Consider the following 21,983-nt stretch of genomic DNA (forward strand, 5'->3'; position numbering starts at 1 on the left):
TGCCGGCGCGCGGAGACACATTGATGACTGCATTTTCACAAGAACCAATGTCGCGGCGACATATGTTAAAAGGGCTGGGGGTCTGCTTAAGCCTGCCTCTCCTGGATGCGATGATTCCCTCTGCCTACGCCCGGCCTTCCACGTTTAAATCCTGGAATCAGTCGGCAGGCAAGCATCCACGGATGCTCTGCTGTTATGTGCCCAACGGTGTGAATATTCTGGAGTGGGTGCCTGCGACCTCGGGCAAGTCGTATCAGCTCTCGCCCACATTGTCGGCACTGAAAGAACATCAGCGCGAATTCAGCGTTGTTTCGGGAGTCGGTCATCTCGCTTCGAAAGGGGGACATTCGGGCGCGGATACGTGGCTGACCGGCGCCGATTTATCGGCCGTGCCTGGCAGCGATTATGCGAATACGATTTCAGCCGATCAGATCGTCGCCGAACATCACGGGAAACAGACGCGGTTTCCTTCGCTACAGATTTCCGATGCTTCGGGCACAGGGAGCGCAGGGCACAGCCATACGCTTTCCTTTGACCGGAGTGGGACGCCAATGCCTGCGGAGAACTCGGCACAGCGTCTGTTTGATCGACTATTTATTCCTGAGACGAAAGCCGGCAAGCAGGCGACGCTCAAACGGTACGCCGAACGGAAATCGATTCTGGACAGTGTGCTTTCGGATGCGAATTCGCTGAATCAAAAACTGGGAAAAAAAGACCAGCAGAAACTGGATGAATATCTTAACTCGGTCAGAGAAACCGAGCAGCGAGTTTCGCGGCTGGAATCATGGATCGATGTTCCGAAGCCGAAAGTGGATCCCGTCGGCTTACAACTGGCCAGTCAGTCTCGCAATGCGCATGACCGTCCGATGTGGATTGATGTGATGCTGGAAATTTCGTATCTCGCTTTTGCGACTGACACGACGCGTGTCATCACGTTTGAATGGTCGCGGGAAGCGGGCGGTTATGGCGGCGGTGGAGAGAACCATCACGAGCTGTCGCACCATGGCGGTGATGCGGGCATGTTGAGTAAGCTGGCGACGATTGATCGCTTTCATCTGTCAAAACTGGCACGATTCATGACGCTACTCAAATCGACGCGCGAAGCGGGCGGCAGCATGCTCGACCAGACGATTGTGATGTATGGTTCCGGCATGAATTCGGGCAAAGGGGGCGAACACTCTCCCAAAAACCTGCCCACGCTGATTGCCGGCGGACAGCAGTTGGGCCTTAAACAGGGGCAGCATCTCGCCTTTGATGTTGAGAAACATCCGCCGTTGAGTAATCTGTTGCTGTCATTGATTCAGGCGATGGGCGTCGAAACAGACCGGTTCCAGGATTCGACATCGACGTTAACCGGACTGGCTTAATCTTTTTTGTACTTTGATTTTGATCCTGCTCAAATCAACTTGGGTAAGAGTGCCTGGGCGAAGGAGAGCACCAGGAAGAAACCGCACATATCGGTGAGTGTGGTCAGGATCGGGCCGGAGGCGAGTGCGGGATCGAGTTTGAAGCCTTTCAGTACCAGGGGAATCAACGCACCCAGGCAGACAGCCATCAACGTGTTGAGAGCCAGTGCACCGCCGATGACCAGACCGAGGTACGGGTTTCCTTTCCACATGTAGGCGACGCCTCCCAGTAGAATTCCGAGGGCGACTCCATTGACCAAGCCGAGCCCGAGTTCTTTGCGGAAGACGTGAAACCAGTCGCGGGGACGAATCACGCCGAGCACGAGTTCCCGGGTACTGACGGCGATCGACTGATTACCGCTACAGCCACTCATGTCGGAGACGATGGGTAAAAAGACCGCCAGTGCGATCACCGCTTCCAGAGTTTCCTCGTACATGGCGATGATACTGGCGGCGACAATATTCAACACAATGTTAATACTGAGCCACGATAGTCTTCTCGCGCTGCGAATTTTGAGTGGCAGGCTGCGGAGTTCTTCACCACCCATAATCCCGGCAAATCGCAGAAACGTGCGGCCCGCCTGTTCTTCGCCGGCCTGTTCGACGTCTTCACGCCGGACGACCCCCACCAGTTTCTGGTCGGCATCGATGACAGGCAGACCAAACAGGTGATGTGAATCGAAGAAGTGTTGTAGATCCTGCAGACTGGTGGAATCGAGAACGCTGGTGGGGTTGGCGATCATCATTTTCGAAAGCTTACGACCGGGAGGGGCCATCAGCAGATCGCGTAAACGGAGGACACCGACCAGTTGCAGATCTGCGTTGATGACATAAATATATTGGACGTTGTAGGTGGTATACTCTTCGGCATTCTGACGCAGCTCGGTAACGACATCATCCACGGTCTGAGATTCAACAAATGAAAGCAGTTCGGTAATCATCAACCCGCCCGCAGACTGACTGTCATACTGCGCCAGGAAACGAACATTCTCTGCTTCTTCCGGGGCCATCTGTTCGATGATCGCTTCGGATTGCTCATCGGTAAGCTGGTCGAGCAAGTCGACCTGTTCGTCGCTGTGCATTTCATCGACGATCAAAGCCGCCTTTTCCGGTGTCAGCGCGGAGAGCATCTGTCCTGCCTGTAGTTCTGGCAGAGATTCCATCAACTGTGCTGCATCTTCATCGTTGAGTAAGGCGAGAAACTCCTGCTGTTCGGCATCTGATAATTGCGCCATCACGCGCGCATCTTCGCCGGGCGGCAGTTCCTTCAGATAATTGTGGGCTGCATCAGAGTCACCCGTAGCGACGATTTGTTCGAGTTGTTCCCAGGCATCCGGTTGTTCAGCGTTGAGGTCTTCCGTGGTCTCAGCCGGTTCATTCATCTTAATATTCCCCATGTCTTTCACCGATTCTTCGGTTTCCGATATCTCAGCGATAGACTCTTTGTTTCCTTTGTAATTACTCCCGGCGAGTAGTCTACACTACTTTAGAGAATGCAACAAACCGCTCAAAACACGGAATTGAATTTATCTGAACTCATGAAGAATACCTTTGGTCTAAGTAGACGCGGGGCGAGTTCAATCAACCTGCTGGTAGCAGATGTCTCGAAGGACTAAGGCGAATTTCGAAACTTTGTTAATTTTCAACCCTAAACAGTCTTCTATCGGATAGCAAGTCGGGTATTCGCTTTAGGGAAAGCAGAGCGAGGACCAGACGATTCTCTTGTCCCGCGTTTGATTTGTAATTAGAATTAACTAAGGCAACAAATATATACATCAGGTATTCGATTATTCCTCTGTTTAGAAAAGAACGTCGATACCCAAAACATGTGTCACTGGTCAGGCCAGATTTGATGAACGAATTCACTCAGGTTATCAATGCAATCGAAGCTGATGATCCGCAAGCAGCTGAGTTCGTTCAACTGCGATATTTTGCTGGACTTAAGCTCGAAGAATCTGCCCAGCTGCTCAAAAATTCTTTCCGTAGCGCAAGCAGAATCTGGGCTTATGCCCGCGCCTGGTTACGCCGCGAAATCGAAGGCTGTTAAAATAATTAAGTTTTCTGACCAGTGCTGTGCGTGAATCTCGCACTGTAGGTGAGGCCGGGTATTTCCTTTGAAATTCCCTTTGTTGATCCCAAATCAATCATAATTTAACCAGCGGAGCCCTTCAGATGTCTGTGCGTCTTCATTCTCAATGCATTGGTTTACACAAGTTGACACTGACTCTCGTAATCGTATTGGTATTTCTATCAGAGAATCACATGATGTCTCGGGCGATAGGCAATGATGGAGGGCAGTTTGAGGGAGCGATCTGGAAATTCACGTTGACCTCTAAAAATACTAATAAAAAACTGAAAGGGCAGTTTCGAGTTTCAAATAAAGTCCTTTATCAGAAAGTCAATAAAGAAGATCCCACTTTTACAAAACCGATCGGTAAAAATTATCCCAAAAAAACAAAAACAAAAATTCAATTTACTGATTTACGAGCCTTCACTTCCAAAGGAGTACAGAAAAACGGAATACAAGCAACCGTCTGGCTAAAGTATCACCGCTTTGGTCACTGGTCCGGAACATTCATTGATGGGAAAGGGGCTCACTGGAATATCAAATGTGTGCGGTTCCAGGAATAATGAATTATCTGAGTGAATAAAACCGGTTTACTTCAGGCTGGAAATATTTATTGAGCCAGCAACCGAAAGACAACATTCATGATAAAACAGCAAATGAAGAAAGTATTTTTCTCGCGGCTTTGGAATACGCCGATCTCGGTCAGCGCGCAGACGATCTAGATCATCACCGAGTACATTGAATTCGGAAATCGACCTTTCCTTTTTGGATGCATCTATTAGTGGGCTTAGAGTGGCCCGTGTGCCCAGACATCCTCAGGGATGATGGTGCACGACGATGATGGTGCACGACCAGGGTTGAACTTACTTCAAAAGTCGGTCGACCGTGCGCAATGATTCTTCAAAACCCCCAACGAAGGCGACATTTCCCTGTTGGTCGATGACGGCTGACTGGGGAATGCCGCGTATGCCAAAGTCGCGCATGGTCTGACCAAACCAGCCTTTTTCGGTCGCAGGCCGGTCGATCGCGAGTTGATACTGGAGATCTTCCTGCTCCGCAAATTTCTGCAGATCGGAGACACTGATATGACTGTCGTGGATCCCGATCAGGACAAACGGGTGGTCGGCATAGTAGCGGGCCGCAGTTCGAACTTCGGGGAGCTGCGCGATGCAGGGACCACAACGAGTGCCCCAGAATTCGACGAGCACGACTTTCCCTTTTAGATCCGGCGCTTCCGATTCTCCTTTGCTTGTGACCCATTTGGCGGGTTTGATCTCAGGAGCGCGTCTGCCGTAGTGAATCTTTTGTTCTACTTGATGGCTGTATTGAGGATGACGTTGCAGATACGCAGCGAAATCGCTGACCGGTCCTCGCATTGTAGTTTGGATATGACGCACGGGTCCCGATCTGGAAGCACGGGGGGGAATGTGGCGAGAATCAACAATCAGTGCGCCCGACGGTAACGGTATAGCAAATGCATCGGCGGGCAGTTGAGTGAAGACTTCGACCGCTTTAATCTCGTATACTTTGAGCAAACCTAATTTTCCTTTTGAGCGTCTCCAATCGATAAAGAGACGGGGCAGGATCAGGCCGTTCGCGTGTTTTTGCGGGGCGAAAAACATGGAGACTCGTTGAGATTCGTATCCAGCATGTTCCAAATAATTTTCAAAGATAAAACCGGTTTCCTGGTCGAACACACGTCGATGGGTATACTTTTCGGTCTTCCTGTCATAGATGGTTCGTCGTCCTTCCTGACGGATTTTGACTGCCGGTTTCTTTCTTGGGGAGGATGGCGGACGCTGCACACGCAGCGAAGGCCAGTCACTGAATTCCTGTGATGATGCGATGTGCATATATGCTCCGCTTCCACCTCTGCGAGAGACAGAGGCCTGGTTGTTGGCGGTACTGTATTGAAGTGTATCCCACTGGTCAGTGAATGTGGCCGAGTCGGGGAGCCGCGTTTTGTCTTCCCGAAAGAAACGAGGATTTCTCGCTTGATTATAACGCGTTTCACTGCGCAGTTTACCAGATGAAGTCAGGATGGCATTGCATCGATATGAGTCCCCTGCCTGATGTTTTTTGAGTAGTTTATCAATATCAGGCAGTTGATAGGGATCGAGGGATCGCAGGTCTTTCATCAGTGCTTCTGTGTCAACCGGTTTCCGCGAAACCAGAATCATATCTATGTTTACTCTCAGATGAGAAAGACGGAGTAATTCGGACTGAGTGTGCCATTTGAGTTGCAGGTCTGGGGGATAGATCGAATCCGGATCAGGTTTTGGGGTTTGGTCGGCAAGATGAGCGGGGAGAAACTGGGGAGGGGTCAGCTTGAATTCCACTTCTGTCAGTTTGCCCGCAGAAAGTTTGACACGTTCGCCACGACTGCCGTCTGCCTGTGCCAGCGATAACGGTTCCGTCACCACAAACCGCCGCATTCCGGGCACCATAAATGCCTGGATCTCTCCTGCCGCATTGGTTTCCGGGTAATCCACAAACACCGACTGGGTCGAGACCGGCAGTTGCTTGCTGGTGTCATGAGTTTCATAGTTAAACCGTACGCCGGGGATTGGTTCGCCGGTTTCCGCATTCACAGCTTTCAGAATGACAATCGCCGCTGGTCTCAGTTTGACCGTATGTTGAATAGCCCCTGATTTATCTGAAACAATAAACTGTTCACTTTGAAAGTAAAACGGTAGATCGGGGGCCGGCTCGGCAATTAACTTGTATTCGCCTGGCAGGAGTTGCAATCTGGCATTCCCCTGACTGTCCGATCGCGCCTGAATACCGGCTCGTCGAATCTGTCCTACCGGGAGGGCTGTGATTTGAACATTCGAGATGGGCTGCTCCGTTTTCTCCTGGACCACTTGTACTGTCACATTGCGGGGCATTTCGAACTCGCGATTGAATTCTCCATCATAGCCGACCGCGATTATACCTCTGCGGACTTTGTTTTCTGGCGCTGTGGCCAGCCTGAAGTGCCAGGGATCAAATGTGGGGCCGGGGTCGATGTTGGCCAGGTAGCTGGTGTCGCGGCGGAGCTGAGTAAATTCGTAAAAGCCGTTTTTGTCGGTCCGTGTTTCACGGAATTCTGTGGGCAGTGATAGAATGGAATCAAAGAAACCGGAATCATCAACGGGATGATTCTCATTACCCAGAAAGCGGCACGACCAGGTTCCCCACTGGTTCCGCACGCGGAGATTATCAATCAGACCGACCTGTACTTTCGCATTGGCCAGGGGCTTTCCCTGTTTGTCAGTGATGCGCCCCTTGAGCTTTGCATCGCGTTCGAAGATCAGATCGACCACGATTGGTTCATTCAGATAAAAAGCACGCGCTGTGACCTGCTCGTTTTTATCGCCGTTCTCGGTTCCTTGCGGTCGTGTGTCCGGGCGATACAAGCGGCTTGGATGCCAGGTGAACCCGTAGCCCTCTTTAGTTCCGAATACAGTAAATTTCCCTTCTACCGGCTTGGGGATGGGATTAGCACGCTGGCGCACAACGAGCAGTTGAATGTCTTGGACTTCGAAAAAACCAAATTCGTCGCTTTTTGTATGACCGCGCAGTCGTTCGAAATTGCCTGGTGTCATCCGCGCAGAACTGGCAACATAAATGTCCGCGTCTTTAATCGGATCTCCGGCGGCGTTGCGCGCAATTCCGGTGATTGAAACACGGTGTAATTCTTGTCCATAACCGCCACCATTCTTGACCGTGCTGAGGATTTCGACTTCAGGAGGTCGCTCTGGTTCTGATTTTTCATCCACCGGCTTCGCTGTCTTCGGCTTTGATTCGTCTGGTGCCAGGGCGAGTTGGTTTGCTGCGCCAGCTTGTCCTTCTTCCGCCGCGACTGGCTGAGAAAATAAAGGGCTCGTTGGAATAGTGCATATCGCAAGCAACAGAACCAAGACCGTGTGACATTTTTTTCGAGACCAGAACCACTCACTACAACGACCGACCATCGGATCCTCCCGGGGACATATTTGGTTGTTTTGATTGTGTTTGCCTGGGGTAATGGCATCAGACTGTGAGGAAATCAGTATACACTATCTGAATGTTTAGATGCAAAGGCGGGCTGAAAAAGTGGGGAGCCGAGACAGGAGAACGAAGTGGCCAGACAAAGAAAAAACCCCTGTTTCAGAATAAAACAGGGGTTTCTCTATTTGTAATTAGCAGAAAAAACTGCAAGTGGGCGATGAGGGGCTCGAACCCCCGACCCTCTCGGTGTAAACGAGATGCTCTAGCCAACTGAGCTAATCGCCCGGAATTTTGATTAACATCGGTAATTTCGATATTATTCTTGCGTCTTTATGTATGACACGCACGTATTATGGCAGGTTCGTAGCGAAATGCAACTCTTGCGTGTAAACTGTTTTAAGCCTTCGCCGACTTTGGGCCGAATTTCGCATTTTTGCGGTTTTTTCCTTTCTTGAGAAAGATCTGATTTATGTCTCATTGCCTGGTCACCGGTGGTGCCGGTTTTATTGGCAGCCATATCTGCGAGCAATTAATTCAGCAGGGGCAACACGTTACTGCCGTTGATGACCTCTCGACCGGATTTTTAAAGAATCTGGATGAGATCATAGATCATCCTCATTTCACATTTCGGACCGGTTCGATTACCGATCCGGTGTTGATGGCAGAAATGGTGCAGGGCGTCGATACGATTTATCATATGGCGGCTGCGGTGGGTGTGAAACTGGTAGCAGATAACCCGGTGCGGACGATCGAAACGAATATCTATCCGACCGAAGTGTTACTACGACACGCGGTGCAGGGAGGGCATAAGTTCTTTCTGGCGTCGACGAGTGAAGTCTATGGGAAAAACCCAAAAGAACGCTGGACCGAAGAAGATGATCTGCATTTTGGCCCGACGACCCGGCCGCGATGGGCCTATGGCGCTTCGAAAGCCATCGATGAATTTCTGGCGCTGGCGTATCACCAGAAATATGGTCTGGATGTACGAATCGGCCGCTTTTTTAACGTGGTTGGCCCCCGTCAAGTAGGAGAGTATGGGATGGTAATCCCCCGCTTCATTGATCAGGCGCTGGATGGCGGGCCGTTGGTGGTCTTTGATGATGGCTCACAAGTACGCTGTTTCGGACACGTTTCGGAAATCGTGGACTGTGTGATTGATCTGACGAATCTGGATGGAGCCCAAGGACACGTTTATAACATCGGCAGCGATGAGCCGGTTTCCATTCGAGGACTGGCGGAAAAAATTATCGAGAAGGTCAATCCCGCTGTGAAAATTGAGTATCTCCCTTATAACAAAGCATATAATGAAGACTTCGAGGATGTGCAGCGTCGGGTACCCGATTTAGGACGTCTGACGGCGACTCTGGGACGCAAGCCGCATGTGAAGCTGGATGAAATCCTGGATGACATCATTGCGTACAAGAAACAGATCCGCGGGCTTGCCTGAGGGATACTTAAAACTGACAGAGACGGAATAATCCTTACGACCTGAGTCCGAATTGGGAGCGGATACGGATTCAGGCATTGGTCTCTCATTTCCCGAGTTCTTCTGATCCGATGATCAATGGTAAGTGTGGTTCTCTTACCTCATCACACAGAACAAGGGAATGGAGAGTACGATGAAGGGATTTCAGATCAAGCTGTTTGCTTTGACCATCTTGTTGGGAATGTTCAGTTCCGGCCTTGCGATCCAAACGGCGCACGCAGGCAACGGTCGATTCTTTCTTTCCAAATGTGAGCTGTGTGAAGAAGAGTACGAGGGACGCCAATATAATGGCAGCACGTACCCCTGGCCCCGTTATTCGTACCATCTGTATCGCGGCAAACGCTGTGACGCACGCATGCGAGCGGGCCGCTATCGACGCTATGAATATGATCGCTATCAGGTAAAAAGCACGCACCCCTTTCATGGCGAAATGCTGCCACTGCCGTTGCCTGAATAAGCAACTTCAAACAGTGCGCTCAAAAAATGCGATTTGACGAGGGACGTGATTCTCCTGCATGTAGGTGCAAGGGTGAGTTTCAAGACTGACCTTTCTACGAATGCAGGAGAATAGTTTCCTGTTTCGCCTCGCATTGCTGTTTTCTTTCTCATTCCCTTTCAAATGCTTCGTGCTGCGCGACCCTTCTTGGATGGGAAGCAGAAGGCGGTTCTCAAGATAGGCGATTCTGCAGAACAAGTTCCTTCCAGAGGCTGATTAAGCTTAGGGAGTTTTGAACGAGACACGCGTCAACGAAACTCGCAATTCACCGAAAACTGAGCGACGTTTGTTGCCGACTACAGGGGCAGCCGGGTAGACTAGATGGATCAATGAGTGTTGATGGGACTGGGCTTTTATGAACTGAGTTCCAGTCAGGCAGCATTTTTGTGTTTCGCATTCCTCCTACCCACCTGAATCACCCCACTGGAGTCAGCATGTTTGCCCCCCTCAGGAATTTATTTCGACCCGCGATGTCGTTGCTCGTTCTTTTCTCAATGGCCGGCATGCTTTCGGCTGAAACGGCAACAACGATTTTTCAAAACGGCAAAGTGATTACGCTGGACAATCAATCGCGGATTGTGGAAGCGATTGCGATTCGCGAGGGAAAGATCCTGGCGGTGGGGAGCAATGCAGAGATGAAGTTGTATCTGGGGGAGCAGACGAAGGTGATTTCTCTGGATGGGAAAACAGTGATTCCGGGGTTAATCGAATCTCATGTGCATGCCTTGCGTGCGGCCCGTGCCGAATTAATACAACCCCATCAGGAGTTGAATTCGGTGGCAGAAATTCAGGCCTGGATTCGTGAAAAAGTGAAAGATGTGCCCGCCGGTCGTTGGATCACGGTGCCTCGCACGGATATTACCCGTTTGAAAGAACGCCGCCGTCCGACGCCTGCTGAGCTGGATGCGGCTTGCTCGACACACCCCGTGCATATGAATATCGCCCGCAAAGATGTGTTGAATACTTTGGGGTTTCAATTATTGGGAATCAAGAGTGACAAGGACAAGCTGGCGGGGGCCCGGATTCTCTTCGATGCCAACGGTAAGCCGACAATGATGGAAGGGGGCGGCGGGGCGATTCGTAAACTGATCCCACGCGAAACCGTTTCGCCCGCAGCGACCCGCGAAGCATTGAAGAAGCTACATGCGATTTACAATTCAGTGGGGATCACGAGCATTCTGGAACGGGGTTCGGGAGTAGCAGAGTACCGTGAATACGAATTGCTGAAAGCACAGAAAGAACTGACAGTGCGGATGACGATGACGATTCGCCAGCAATTGCGCAGTGCGGCCGCCGTCAAAGAGTTTACGAAAAAACTGGGACTGATTACCGGCGACGGGGATGACTGGGTGCGTGTCGGGCCTTTGAAAATTTCGGTCGATGGCGGCATTCACTGGGGGAATACGCGGCTTTCCGAACCTTATGGTGAAAAACGCCGTCAGTTTTATGTGTTGCAGCAGGATGCCGGCTATCGGGGGGACCTGGCTTATTCGCGCGAGTTGATGGAAGAAATATTTGAAGCAGGGCAGAAGCTGGGTTGGCAGATGTGCTGTCACGCGACCGGCGATGGCAGTGTGAATGAAATTCTAAGCGCGCTGGAAAATGTGAATCAACGGCTGCCGGTGAAAGAACGTCGATTTTGTATTACACATGCCTACTTTCCGACTCAGGAATCAGTGAAGCGTTCGAAGGCGTTGGGGGTCTGTTATGATACGCAGACCTATTTGTTCTATCGCGATGCCGATGCGATCAACGAAGTTTATGGTCCTTCCTGGGTGAACCGGTTTATGGGGCTGAAGACCTTTATTGACGGAGGCGTGCCGATTGCGATCAACAGCGATCATATGAACGGCTTTGACCCCGATCATTCGATGAATGCCTTCAATCCGTTTCTGGCGCTGTATATTGCCGTTAGCCGCCGCGATATAGATGGGAATGTATTTGGCCCGCATCAGAAATTATCCCGCGAGCAGGCGCTGCGTTGCATGACGATTGATGCCGCCTATATCAGCTTTGAAGAAAAGGTGAAGGGGACGCTGGAGCCGGGAAAACTGGCTGATCTGGTGGTGCTGGACCGGGACTATCTGACGTGTCCCGAAAACGAGATTTTAGAGATCAAGCCTTTGCTGACGGTGTTGGATGGACAAATCGTCTATGATGCTGGGAAGACAAGTGATCCTTAATCGCTGCAACAGGAAAATCTGCTCTATTCCGGCTGGAAGATCCATTTTTTGATCCGAAAAAGCGTTACCCTTGGACATTAAAATTGTCATTAGATATGATGCGGGCTCTAATCTCTCGGATTGAAGCCGAATTATTGTGTTCTAAACCATTTCTGGACTCTGCACGGAGTAGTTGATTTCTTATGTTGGATTTGCAGTTCATTTGCGAGAATCAGGAAGCCATCCTTGAAAATTGTCGCAATCGTGGAATTGAAGTTGACCTGGCTCGACTGACAAAACTGGATCAGCGTCGTCGCGAATTGATTGTTCAAGGCGACAAAATACGGCAGGAACAGAAGTCGGTTTCCTCTCAAATTCCCAAAGCTGCAGACAATGATGCGAAACAGGCGTTGATCGCGCAGGGGAAGGAATTACGTGAGCAGGTCTCTGCGCTCGATATTGAATTGCGTGAAGTCGAAACCGAATTGAAACAGGAGCAGGCCCGAGTGCCGAACCTGGCGCATCCGGATGTGCCCGTCGGGAAAGAAGACAAAGCCAATACGATGGTGCGAATGTGGGGTGAAAAACCCGCCTTCGATTTTACGCCCCTCGATCATGTGGCACTGGCGGAAAAGCATGATCTGATCGATTTCGAAGCGGGCACACGCGTGGCCGGGCATGGGTTTTATTATCTGAAGAATGAAGCCGTTCTGCTGGAGATGGCATTGTGTCAATACGCGATGCAGAAGCTGGTGCAGGAAGGATTCATTCTGCACAGCACGCCCGACCTGGCAAAGAAAGAGATCCTGGAAGGGATCGGCTTTAATCCCCGCGGAGACGAGACGCAGATTTATTCCGTGGAGAATACGGATCTGAGTCTGGTGGCGACTGCCGAGATCACACTGGGTGGATCGATGAAAGATCAGATCATGGATCGCGAAACGCTGCCTTACAAAATTGCCGGCCTGTCACACTGTTTCCGCACCGAAGCCGGCGCGCATGGTAAGGCGACACGTGGCATCTACCGCGTGCACCAGTTTAGCAAAGTCGAAATGTTTGTCTTCACAGAGCCCACGAGTGCGGCCTCCGATGCGATGCACGAGGAAATTGTGCGGATCGAAGAAGAGATCTTTCAGGGGTTGGGCTTGCATTACCGCGTGGTTGATACCTGCACGGGAGATCTGGGGGCGCCCGCTTATCGGAAATACGATCTGGAAGCCTGGATGCCCGGTCGTGGCGAAGGGGGCGCGTATGGCGAAGTGACTTCTGCTTCGAACTGCACGGATTTTCAGTCTCGCAGGTTGGGAACCCGTTGTAAGTCCAGCGGCCAGAAGGGAACCGAATTCGTGCATACTCTGAATGGGACAGCTGTTTCGATTGCACGGGCGATTATTGCGGTTCTGGAAAATTACCAGCAGGCGGACGGTACGATTCTGGTTCCTGAAGTTCTTCGTCCTTGGATTGGAAAAGACAAGATTGGGTAAAAAAGCCGATTTGGAACAAACAGTGTCTGCTCAGATCTCGTAAAAGAGCCAGGGAGTTTGCCCGAAAGAATGATTCCCGCAGGAGCTGGTTGATCTTAGGAAGCTGCCGAGGATTGCTGGTTTTCGCCCGTGTTCGGGCTGATTGTTGCGTTTCCAGAGTGATCTGGACCTAGTATAATCGACTGTTGGCCGCTACGAACTTGCGGAATCCACGCTTGCAGAACCATCTGAGTGTTGACCCGCCAAAACAAGTCTCGGTGTGCTGTTCACATTTTTTTTTCAACCCTGTTTCAGATTTTGAGAATTTCCGTGAATGATCATCCAGACAACGATTTGCCTGACGAGAACACTCCCGATCATACTGATCCCCATGCCGATCAAAATCTGACTCCCGATGAATCGAATGCGAATCCGGAAAATACTCCGGGGCCGACCGATTCCGAAATGGACAATCAGGCGAGCGAAGAGGGACTCCCCGAGTGGGAGCCATTAACGCCTGAGTTAGTCGAAGATGAAGCGATCCGCGGGGACTTCATGTTGCGCTGGGCCGCCATTCTGTTGGCCTGTCTGTTTGCAGCGACATTCATTTCAGAAACACAAACACTGGTGCATGTCAAAACAGGACAGTATCTGGCCAGCCATGGGTTTTGGCCTCCTGCGACGGATGTGTTTTCCTATACTGCTGCCGACCGACCCTGGCAGAATAACGCCTGGCTGTTTGATTTATCTCTCGCAGCTGTATACGGCGTGCTCGGTGCGACAGGACTGACCTTGTTTAAGGTACTGTTGCTGGGGATTACGTTTTATGTGATCGTCCATCTTTGTCAGCGAGAGATTTCGACGTGGTGGGGTTCGATTCTGGCAGTGCTTGCTTTAATCGCCTGCTTTCCACAACTGACGGTGACGCCAGAAATTATCACCATCCTGGGACTCGTTCTTACCCTGCGTTGCCTGCAATCCTGGCAGGAAAATAATTCCACTCGCGCCTTGTGGGCGCTGGTGCCATTGTTTTTGTTGTGGGCCAATTTTGATTCGCAGGTTTCGCTGGGAATCGTGCTGCTCTTGTTGTATGCCCTGGGGGAAACGGTGGCTGCGTTCATGGATCGGTCTGTGTTGAATGACGACACCGACTATCAGGAACTCTGGCTGGTTCTGGGGGGCAGTCTCGTCGCCACGTTGCTGAACCCGACTGGCTGGCATTCACTGACTGCCGGTTTGAATACGTATCTGGTTGACTACCCGATCATGCGGTCCATGTTTGCCGGAAAAGTAGGCCCGGAAGAGCTGGGCTATTTCTCGATGACGTCGCCTGTATTCTGGGAGTCATTGAATCATTACACCGTGGCTGCCTTCATTTTGATTTTACTTACGTTCGTCAGTTTTGTGCTGAATCAGACGAAGATGAGCTGGGGACAATTGTTTGTCTTTCTCGGTTTTTGCGGACTGTCAATTGTGGCCAGCCACGAGCTTGTGGTGACCAGCGTTCTCTGTGCCATTTTTGCCAATATGAATTTGCAGCACTGGTATCGTGATAATTTTCGACAGACTTACAGCGTGGAAACGTCGGAGCTGTTGTTCTCTCGTGGCGGGCGGGCACTGACGGTGCTGACCTTTTTTGCACTGGCGTATCTAGTTGTCTGCGGTCGTTTTCAGGGGCAGGGAGCAATCCGGCACGCAGTGGGTATGGGATTCAGCCCTGCATTGACTCGAACGATTGAAGGTTATCAGAGTGCCCTGGCTGAATCATTGGATGATCGTCCGTTTCATTTTGTTCTGGAGCAGGGCGACCTGTTAATCTGGCTGGATCAGAAGTCGTTTGTCGATAATCGTCTGTCCCTGTTTGCCGGCAACGGAGAAAAAAACCTGATCGATTTACACGACAAAACGCGACGGGCTCTGCGGATGCAGCGTGAAGATCAACTGGGAAGTGGCGTTCCCGATGTCTGGAAAGAAACCTTTAATGAATATGGGGTCACCCATGTCATTCCGCGTCTATCGGGGGTGAATCCGGACTATCGTAGTTTCTATGATTTACTGACGACGCCGGACTGGCAACTGACCGATTTAAATGCGGCGACGGCCGTCTTTTATCGAGCGGATACTGACGACGACAAAACGAAATGCTATCTGGCATCTCATCAGCTTGACTTCAAAAAACGCGCATTTCAGGAAGAAAAAGAATTCCCGGAAATTCGTTCGGACTGGGCACGGCCCAAATCGTTCTACGGCCGCTATTTTTTGCCTCAGACAGAAACGCTGGATAATGACACGCAGACCGCGCGGCATTATCTGGGGCTGATGTCACAGGCTGGCGGGAATCACGAACTGGCTTCCAGCTTTGCGATCCTGGCGATTCAACTGGCCAATCGTGGTCTGAGTGAAAATCCAAACAGCGCAGAAGCCTATCGAATTCTGGGAAGTGCCTATGGCTATCTGGCAGGTTTGGAAGCACAGTTACTGATACCGCCGGCGGCGCGAAATCAGCAGAGGCAGAGTTTGCAAATTGACCGGATGCGATACTTTCAAATTCTGCATGCCTATCATCAATCGTTAATTATTGAACCGGAATATGCACCGACGCACCTGTTTCTGTTTGACCTTTATTCCACTATGGGCAAGGTCGATCTGGCACACCGTGAATTACAAACTTATCTGAGCATGGTCGAAGATCAGGAGCAACTGGAAGATGATGCTCTGGCACGATTGCGGGCTTATACGGAGCATTTGCAAAAACTCAAAACGCAAATCGATCAGATATCGCAGGAGTTAGAGAAGCAACTGTCGAAAGGGACAGACCGGATGCAGCTGGCAAGTCAGGCATACCAGAATGGATATGTACTGCTGTCACAGCGATATTTGGATGATCCGGTTTACATTGCAAAAAATCCGCTGGCACAAAATCTGAAAGCAACAGTTCTGATGGAAGTCGGACTGTCAGAAGAAGCGGACTCTCAGATGGCGCAACTGGAGACGCTGGCACAAAATGATCCGCGGATTCCCTGGCGTTCTCAAGCTGCCTTTACCAGTCTGGGAAATGGCAATTATCGAGGCAGCTTCGACTTGTGGCGACAGGAACTCAGGTCGCATGAAGAAGCACGGATTGCCGGCGTATTGCAGTCGCTGCCGTTGATCCAGCCACCATCGAATAGTTTCTGGCCCGCACAGCACACAGCCTCTGTGGCCAGCTATCTGTATGGACTTTCGCAGCAGCAAACGCCTCTCAAATTGAATCTCGCCCGCTGTGAAATCGAAGCCGGGCAGCCCAAACAGGCGGCTGCCGTTTTACACGAGATTGTGGATGAACAACCGGAAACACCTTACCGGCCGCTCATCCGCTTTTATCTCTATCAATTAACGGGCGAGCTGATCCCGCTTCAAGTGGAAGCCCCTGCGGGACAGACGGAACCAGAGCCAACCGAAGCACCACTGGTTGCTCCCAAACCATAGCCCGTATTTTAGCAAGTGCTGATTAAGCAGGCTTAAGCACCTTGATGGTCGTCCCTTTGACCAGACCTGCCACCTGTTCCCGGTAGGTTGTCATGTGGGGGGCAGAGAGGTGTGCTTTCAGAGCATCGACACTCTCCCATTTTTCCATGACGGTGACAATCTGGCTGCCGTTTTTGACCTGCACGGGGATGTCTGTTTCTTCGTCGACAGCGGGCCCGTATTCAATGCAGCCTTCTTCAGCCAGAACCAGAGGCACCAGTTGGTGGAACGCTTCCAGAAATGCGGCTTGTTTTCCTTCGGCCAATTCAATATCTGCGATGACAAAAATCATGCTTCTTCTTTCTACTCAGGCGACGATCATCCGGCCTGTGTCCAGGTTTACTGTAGCGTCAGCAAGGACCGGTGGTCCGAGTGTCATAGAATGAGCGACGCTGTGGTTAAATGGGGTTCGATTTAGTTTGGAGCCGTTTAATTAACTGGTGGGCTTGAATAATGCGGCGGGAGTGTAAGCCTTTCGCGATTTTTTCATTCCCTGCGTGTGCTTCAACACTAAATCGATACACGGGCCCATCCTGGTAGATGAGTCGGGCGGTACAATTCACGGTGGCACCGATGGGAGTGGGCGCCAAGTGCTCCACATCCACATGAGTGCCCACACTCAGGGACTTGTCATCAAGCCACGGTTCCAGGAATTGTAACGCAGCCTGTTCCAGAAACCAAATCAGTGATGGCGTCGAGAGGACAGAAATTTCTGGTTCCTGCGAAAACGTAATCGAATGATTCTTTTGTACTTCAAATGAAATCGTATTCGAAGTACCGATCCGCGGTGCCTGATCCATAATTGGCTATCTCAATTCCTGGTTGTCTGCAGAACTATTGCGAAATTTCAATCGGGATGGAATCAGAAATCCGGGAGTCACTCGTTGAGATCTTGAGAGTCGATCGGATTAACTGTTTGGATAATGTGGACTTCACATCAGGCGTCACTGTGACTGGTAGCGTCACTGTGATTTTCGAGACACCACCAATTTTTGTGGGGATATCTAGAGTGGCCTGTGATGAAGTGCTGAGATTCGTTTTCGCAGCAGAAGCATCGACCAGTTTCTGTGGTCCTTTGATTTTTAGGATATAGACGTCGGGTCTGCCGACAGACAGAATACTGAGTCCGATTGAGCCTTGCAGCTTCACAGGGATTCCCGGGAAATAGGCGTCTAATGTAATGGTACCCTGACTATCTTTTAAACCTTCATCGTAAGGAACCGTGAAGAAGGTATCGACGGCGGCGTACAATGTTTCATAAGGTTTACCCGGTTCGGGACGGGGAATATTATTGAATGATTTTCCGCGTCCGAAGAACGAGCCTTTATGCGCTTCTACCAGTTTGCCATCGGCGCCTTTTTTATACAGACGATGATCGATCCGGCCGCTGAAGCCTTTGTATTTTTTATCATCGGGCGGAAAGGTCAGTCGCACGCTGGTGGTTTGGCTTTCACCACTTTCCGGTCTCCATGCGGGAATGTCCAGCTTTCGGAATGTGCGGTAGTTGGCCAGAATCGGAAATTTCTCCTGTGGCACAACACGTGTGAATGCTCCCAGGCTGCCCGACATGCTTCTGACCTGTCCTGAGGAGTTGGAAAACGTGATTAGCTTTTCGGCATCTTTTCCAGTGTCGACAGTGGAAAGTGCCATTTTATCAGCCGAGGCACGGAATCGCTGTGCTTCGACCAACAGGTCGTATTTAGATTCATTGAGCCAGTTGCCGCTAAAGGTACTGACCACGACTTCATGAATGCCTTCCTTTTTTGTCGGAACGGTCAGGCTGGCGTTGGAACGATCGCCTCCTAATTGTGACGTCTGTTGAATGGTTCGATAGCCGATTTCATCTCCATCCGGATCAAACACACTTACCAGCAAACGTCCCGAACTATTGGCTACAAAGCCCAGCATCACCGTCAGGCTGCTGTCGCGTCGAGTGACGGCGATGGGATAACGGTGATAAGCACCGGCGGAGATCGTTTTTTGTGGTACAACAAACGCAGCGATGCGTTCCGAATCTTGTAACGCAAGTCCGGGCAGGCTGACTTCTGTTTCCAGATCCGATAACTCAATTGGTTTGTGAACAACGTCCAGGAAGCTGAATTCCCGTTCGCCATGCTGAGTCACGGTATAATAAGCCAGGTAGGTTTTACCGGTTTCCATTAAATCGCGTTTACGAGTGCTGTAGAAAAACGATTTGCTGCTGTTTGAGAGTACCAGTGAGATCTGATTTCCCTGCGCTTCTTCTTTTCCGGGTAAGGCAATGGAAAACGGAATTTTTTCCTTGTTGCCGTTCACGTCGAGAATGGTGACTGATCCATCGGTGTCCTGGATTTCGACCTTTTCCAGTTTCACAATCGCAGGAGTGTTTTTTAATAACAGGCTGCCACGGTCCGAAACTTCGCCATCGATATTCAGATCCAAGTCTACTTTCTTATGAGCGGCGATATTATTCGAACGATCATAAAGACGATTGAATTTGGAATAGTTGTTGATACTGAATTCAGCAGTTTGCTTTTTGGCATCAAGGGTTAAATTCGCCAGACGCAGGAATTCCGGGTAGGCTTTGTCGATGTCGATTAAGCCGGCTCCTTGTTGAGCATAGGTGAACCCTTTCATCCGCATCGCCGAGTTTTCCAGAGCGAGTCGCATGCTCAATGCCAGGGAAGTCAGTGAGTAGCGGCTGTCCGATGATTTTTTGCGAATCGACTCAATTTTCTTTTGCTGCCGTTCGAGGACAGCTGCATATTCTTTATCCGCTTTGACCAATGATAACATGGCGGCAGCGGCGCCGGCGGCGATGGGCGATGACATACTGGTTCCGTTAAACATGCTTGAGCCATCGGAGTTTAACGGTGTTGATGATAGTGCAGAACCAGGGGCTACCACATTGGGTCGCATTTCTCCGGTGTAAGAAGGGCCGAGTGAGGAAAAGTATAACAAACCATGCTCGGGAGCATGCACCCCTTCAGCGAGACGGTAATGTTCTCTTAACGTATTGGCTGAGACTTGAGCGCCGACAAAGACAGCAGGGCTTGATCCTGCCAGTCCGTTAATCGTGCGATAACCGGGGCCGTCGTTCGAGGCAGAAACAAAGAACGTGGTTCCGAATTTTGCCGACAGGTCCTGAATCAGAATGCTTAAAGGACGCTTGAGATAACCTTCGTGGCTTCCCAATGAAATATTCACGACATCAGGGACGTATCCTTCAGGGTTAAAAAACGCAGCAATTATCCCACGCAAAATCGCCTGGTCGGTACAACTGCGTCCCGAGCAGACTTTAATGGCCATCAATTGGGCTTTGGGAGCGGCACCTTCAATTTGCAGACCGCTACCGGCAACAATACCCGCGACGTGTGTTCCATGTGATTGCTGATCGAAGGCGACCGTGATTTCTGTGACCTGTTTTTTCGCGTCCGGACGGAACAGCAGCGGATATGCGATGCGTTTTGTGCGTGATGGAAATTCCAGCATTTTCTGGTAGGGAACTTTCATCCCGTCTTTTTGCATTTTTCGAGCGGTATTGAAATCGATGATGGGAGTGTTCGCTTCTTCTTTGCTGAATTTTCCATCCATGTCGACATCGACAAATGCCAGTGTGTATTCTTTGGGTAAGTCCCGTTTTTCCAAATCGGGCTTTTTCGCTTCTACTGGTGCTTCGGGATCTTTCGCTTTTTTCTCGGCGTCCGCTTTTTTCTTGTCTTCTTCTTTTTTCAGCTCCGGGTTTGGGATTAAGCCAACAACGACGAGCAGCTTGTCGTCTTTAGTACCATTACGGTTGATATCAACGCCCTCTTTTCCGAGCGTGGTCCAGATATCCCCTTGTTGAAAGCCGAGTTTTTTCTCGTCGATATAGCCAGCGAAGACATTTTCGTTTTCTTTGATGGTTTCAGGCAGTGAGATAAATTTGCCGTGTTCCAGTTCGAATTTACCATCCCGCTGTCTGACTTTGGTTAGCTTGGTCCGGCCTTCCCGTGTGGCATCGTTCCAGAAAATCACGCGATCTTGAAAGACGGGGTGGCTGGTATCAATGCCGGTGTCGATAATGGCGACAATCGTATCTTCGCCGAGACCTTTGCCGGCGACTCGTTTTCGCAATGCGGGAACCTTGATGTCATCCAGAGGGACATACAGTGAATCAAAATTGGGTTCGGGGGCTACCTGTAGTTCGGTTGACTTGTCCCCGTCTGCGGCAGGTTCGGGTGCTGCCTGAGGAACAATTTTAGACGGCATAATTTCTTCCATCACGCCGGAAGGAAGCTTCAGTGAATCAATGAATTTTTTATCGTTCAGTTTGGTGGGAGGGAGGTTCACGACCAGGAAGGGAATGTCATTTCCGATACCCAGGTTGGGATCGTAGACAATCTTTCCGCCCGCTTTTGTCACCAGCTTGGCGGTCCGCCTGACATCGTTCACTCGTAGTAAGAGCGTTAGTTCAGGCGAACAATCACAGAGTTCTTCTTTGAGTGATTGTGCAGCGACGCGATCCGTCGATTGGAAAATGCTGCAGGCAATGACCGCCAGGATGAGAGAACAACGTGATCGACTTTGACGATGGAAAATATTCATCAGACCCTCAAGCTTTCGGGAATCAGGGCGAATGGCCCTGTTTTGATCGTTGAATTAATGATTTAAGTGTTTTCAGATAGTTAGGTAGGAAATATTGTTGAGAAATGTTTAACAGAATGATTGTGGTAAACGGTAATTCTTTCCTATCAGACCATGCTTTAATATAAGACACATTTTGTAGAAGTTGTTTATATTCTCACATGAACATCATAGTTTGTGAATGCCAGAGAACAAGGAAAATATGATTTAGTAGTGAGTTGGAAAGCACTTAGGAACCCTAATCTGTGAGGGATTACGCTGAGCCTTTCCTTATTCTAGGTTAGTTCACAAACGCGTCATTGACAAAGTAAGAAACATAAAATACGATCTATGTATGCTTCAGTACCCTCGCCAATCTCTGATGTTTCTATTCTGTACAGTGTTTTTGCTGGACATGATGTTTCTATTGGCCGGACCAATTCTCGCTGATTCTCCCGAATCAAATCCTGACTGGCTCTACTCTGAATTTGAGCTAGAAGAGAATGAAGAGAGCGGTGAAGAGGAGACTTTGATTCAGGATGCTGCGTATTTAATCGGAGTTTCGATCTCCAATTCTCTGATTCACAGCACTGATTTCAGTGTCAAAGAATCAGATCGATATGAAACCCATACATCCCGTGGCCCGCCTCGCATCTGCTAATTAATGCTCGGCTGCTTTCCGGCATTCTCCGCTTTTCGTATTCATTTGCTGCGCTCGCAAATCATCATTTTTGATCAATGTCACTTTGGCGTTGGCAAAATGACTGGTTCCCTACATGTGGCCTGCGCAGTTCTCCCGAGAATGCTGTTTCTATTTCATTCATCCTGAGAGTTATTAT

14 protein-coding genes and 1 tRNA gene are annotated in these 21,983 nt (G+C 50.2%); 9 read left to right on the forward strand and 6 right to left on the reverse strand.

Annotated elements, in window-relative coordinates:
- The first annotated feature begins 23 nt into the window (after positions 1–23).
- Positions 24–1,367 (forward strand): DUF1552 domain-containing protein, encoded by a 1,344-nt coding sequence (locus AAC022_RS13400; RefSeq protein ID WP_339731663.1) that lies wholly within the window; start codon positions 24–26, stop codon positions 1,365–1,367.
- Positions 1,368–1,396: 29 nt separating this feature from the next.
- On the opposite strand, the gene mgtE is transcribed toward AAC022_RS13400, so the two are convergent.
- Positions 1,397–2,788 (reverse strand): magnesium transporter, encoded by a 1,392-nt coding sequence (mgtE, locus tag AAC022_RS13405; protein WP_339731664.1) that lies wholly within the window; start codon positions 2,786–2,788, stop codon positions 1,397–1,399.
- Between the two features lie 446 nt (positions 2,789–3,234).
- On the opposite strand from mgtE, the gene AAC022_RS13410 reads away from it, so the two are divergent.
- Both AAC022_RS13410 and AAC022_RS13415 read left to right on the forward strand, forming a co-directional pair.
- On the forward strand, positions 3,235–3,453 hold the full coding sequence (locus AAC022_RS13410) for an ECF-type sigma factor (RefSeq protein WP_339731666.1): 219 nt from the start codon (positions 3,235–3,237) through the stop codon (positions 3,451–3,453).
- A 125-nt stretch (positions 3,454–3,578) separates the two neighbouring features.
- Positions 3,579–4,037 carry a hypothetical protein gene (locus tag AAC022_RS13415; protein WP_339731667.1) on the forward strand — a complete coding sequence of 153 codons (459 nt, stop codon included), beginning with the start codon at positions 3,579–3,581 and terminating at the stop codon, positions 4,035–4,037.
- A gap of 300 nt (positions 4,038–4,337) precedes the next feature.
- On the opposite strand, the gene AAC022_RS13420 is transcribed toward AAC022_RS13415, so the two are convergent.
- Together AAC022_RS13420 and AAC022_RS13425 are read right to left on the reverse strand one after the other, a co-directional pair.
- Entirely contained in the window at positions 4,338–7,430 is a 3,093-nt protein-coding gene (locus tag AAC022_RS13420; RefSeq protein ID WP_339731669.1) for a redoxin domain-containing protein, read from the reverse strand.
- A 227-nt stretch (positions 7,431–7,657) separates the two neighbouring features.
- Positions 7,658–7,731: transfer RNA gene (locus AAC022_RS13425), tRNA-Val, on the reverse strand.
- A gap of 184 nt (positions 7,732–7,915) precedes the next feature.
- Between AAC022_RS13425 and AAC022_RS13430 the strand changes: the two genes are divergently transcribed.
- The 5 genes from AAC022_RS13430 to AAC022_RS13450 all read left to right on the forward strand — a co-directional run bounded on the left by AAC022_RS13430 (position 7,916) and on the right by AAC022_RS13450 (position 16,521).
- Entirely contained in the window at positions 7,916–8,893 is a 978-nt protein-coding gene (locus AAC022_RS13430; RefSeq protein ID WP_339731671.1) for an NAD-dependent epimerase/dehydratase family protein, read from the forward strand.
- A gap of 172 nt (positions 8,894–9,065) precedes the next feature.
- On the forward strand, positions 9,066–9,389 hold the full coding sequence (locus AAC022_RS13435) for a hypothetical protein (protein WP_339731673.1): 324 nt from the start codon (positions 9,066–9,068) through the stop codon (positions 9,387–9,389).
- Positions 9,390–9,862: 473 nt separating this feature from the next.
- Positions 9,863–11,611, forward strand: a complete 1,749-nt coding sequence (locus tag AAC022_RS13440; RefSeq protein WP_339731675.1) for an amidohydrolase — start codon at positions 9,863–9,865, stop codon at positions 11,609–11,611.
- A gap of 182 nt (positions 11,612–11,793) precedes the next feature.
- Positions 11,794–13,074 carry a serine--tRNA ligase gene (gene serS, locus AAC022_RS13445; RefSeq protein ID WP_339731677.1) on the forward strand — a complete coding sequence of 427 codons (1,281 nt, stop codon included), beginning with the start codon at positions 11,794–11,796 and terminating at the stop codon, positions 13,072–13,074.
- Between the two features lie 309 nt (positions 13,075–13,383).
- Positions 13,384–16,521: a hypothetical protein gene (locus AAC022_RS13450; protein WP_339731679.1), complete on the forward strand. Its 3,138-nt coding sequence runs from the start codon at positions 13,384–13,386 to the stop codon at positions 16,519–16,521.
- A gap of 22 nt (positions 16,522–16,543) precedes the next feature.
- Here the strand turns inward: AAC022_RS13450 and AAC022_RS13455 are convergent, their stop codons facing one another.
- The 3 genes from AAC022_RS13455 to AAC022_RS13465 all read right to left on the reverse strand — a co-directional run bounded on the left by AAC022_RS13455 (position 16,544) and on the right by AAC022_RS13465 (position 21,126).
- Positions 16,544–16,852, reverse strand: a complete 309-nt coding sequence (locus tag AAC022_RS13455; RefSeq protein ID WP_339731680.1) for a putative quinol monooxygenase — start codon at positions 16,850–16,852, stop codon at positions 16,544–16,546.
- A 106-nt stretch (positions 16,853–16,958) separates the two neighbouring features.
- A complete protein-coding gene (locus AAC022_RS13460) occupies positions 16,959–17,360 on the reverse strand; it encodes a thioesterase family protein (RefSeq protein WP_339731681.1) in 402 nt (133 codons plus the stop codon).
- Positions 17,361–17,394: 34 nt separating this feature from the next.
- A complete protein-coding gene (locus AAC022_RS13465; RefSeq protein ID WP_339731683.1) occupies positions 17,395–21,126 on the reverse strand; it encodes a S8 family serine peptidase in 3,732 nt (1,243 codons plus the stop codon).
- A 433-nt stretch (positions 21,127–21,559) separates the two neighbouring features.
- On the opposite strand from AAC022_RS13465, the gene AAC022_RS13470 reads away from it, so the two are divergent.
- Positions 21,560–21,805: a hypothetical protein gene (locus AAC022_RS13470; RefSeq protein WP_339731684.1), complete on the forward strand. Its 246-nt coding sequence runs from the start codon at positions 21,560–21,562 to the stop codon at positions 21,803–21,805.
- Positions 21,806–21,983: the final 178 nt, after the last annotated feature.

It is taken from the genome of uncultured Gimesia sp. (genome assembly GCF_963976445.1).
Taxonomy (GTDB): Bacteria; Planctomycetota; Planctomycetia; order Planctomycetales; family Planctomycetaceae; genus Gimesia.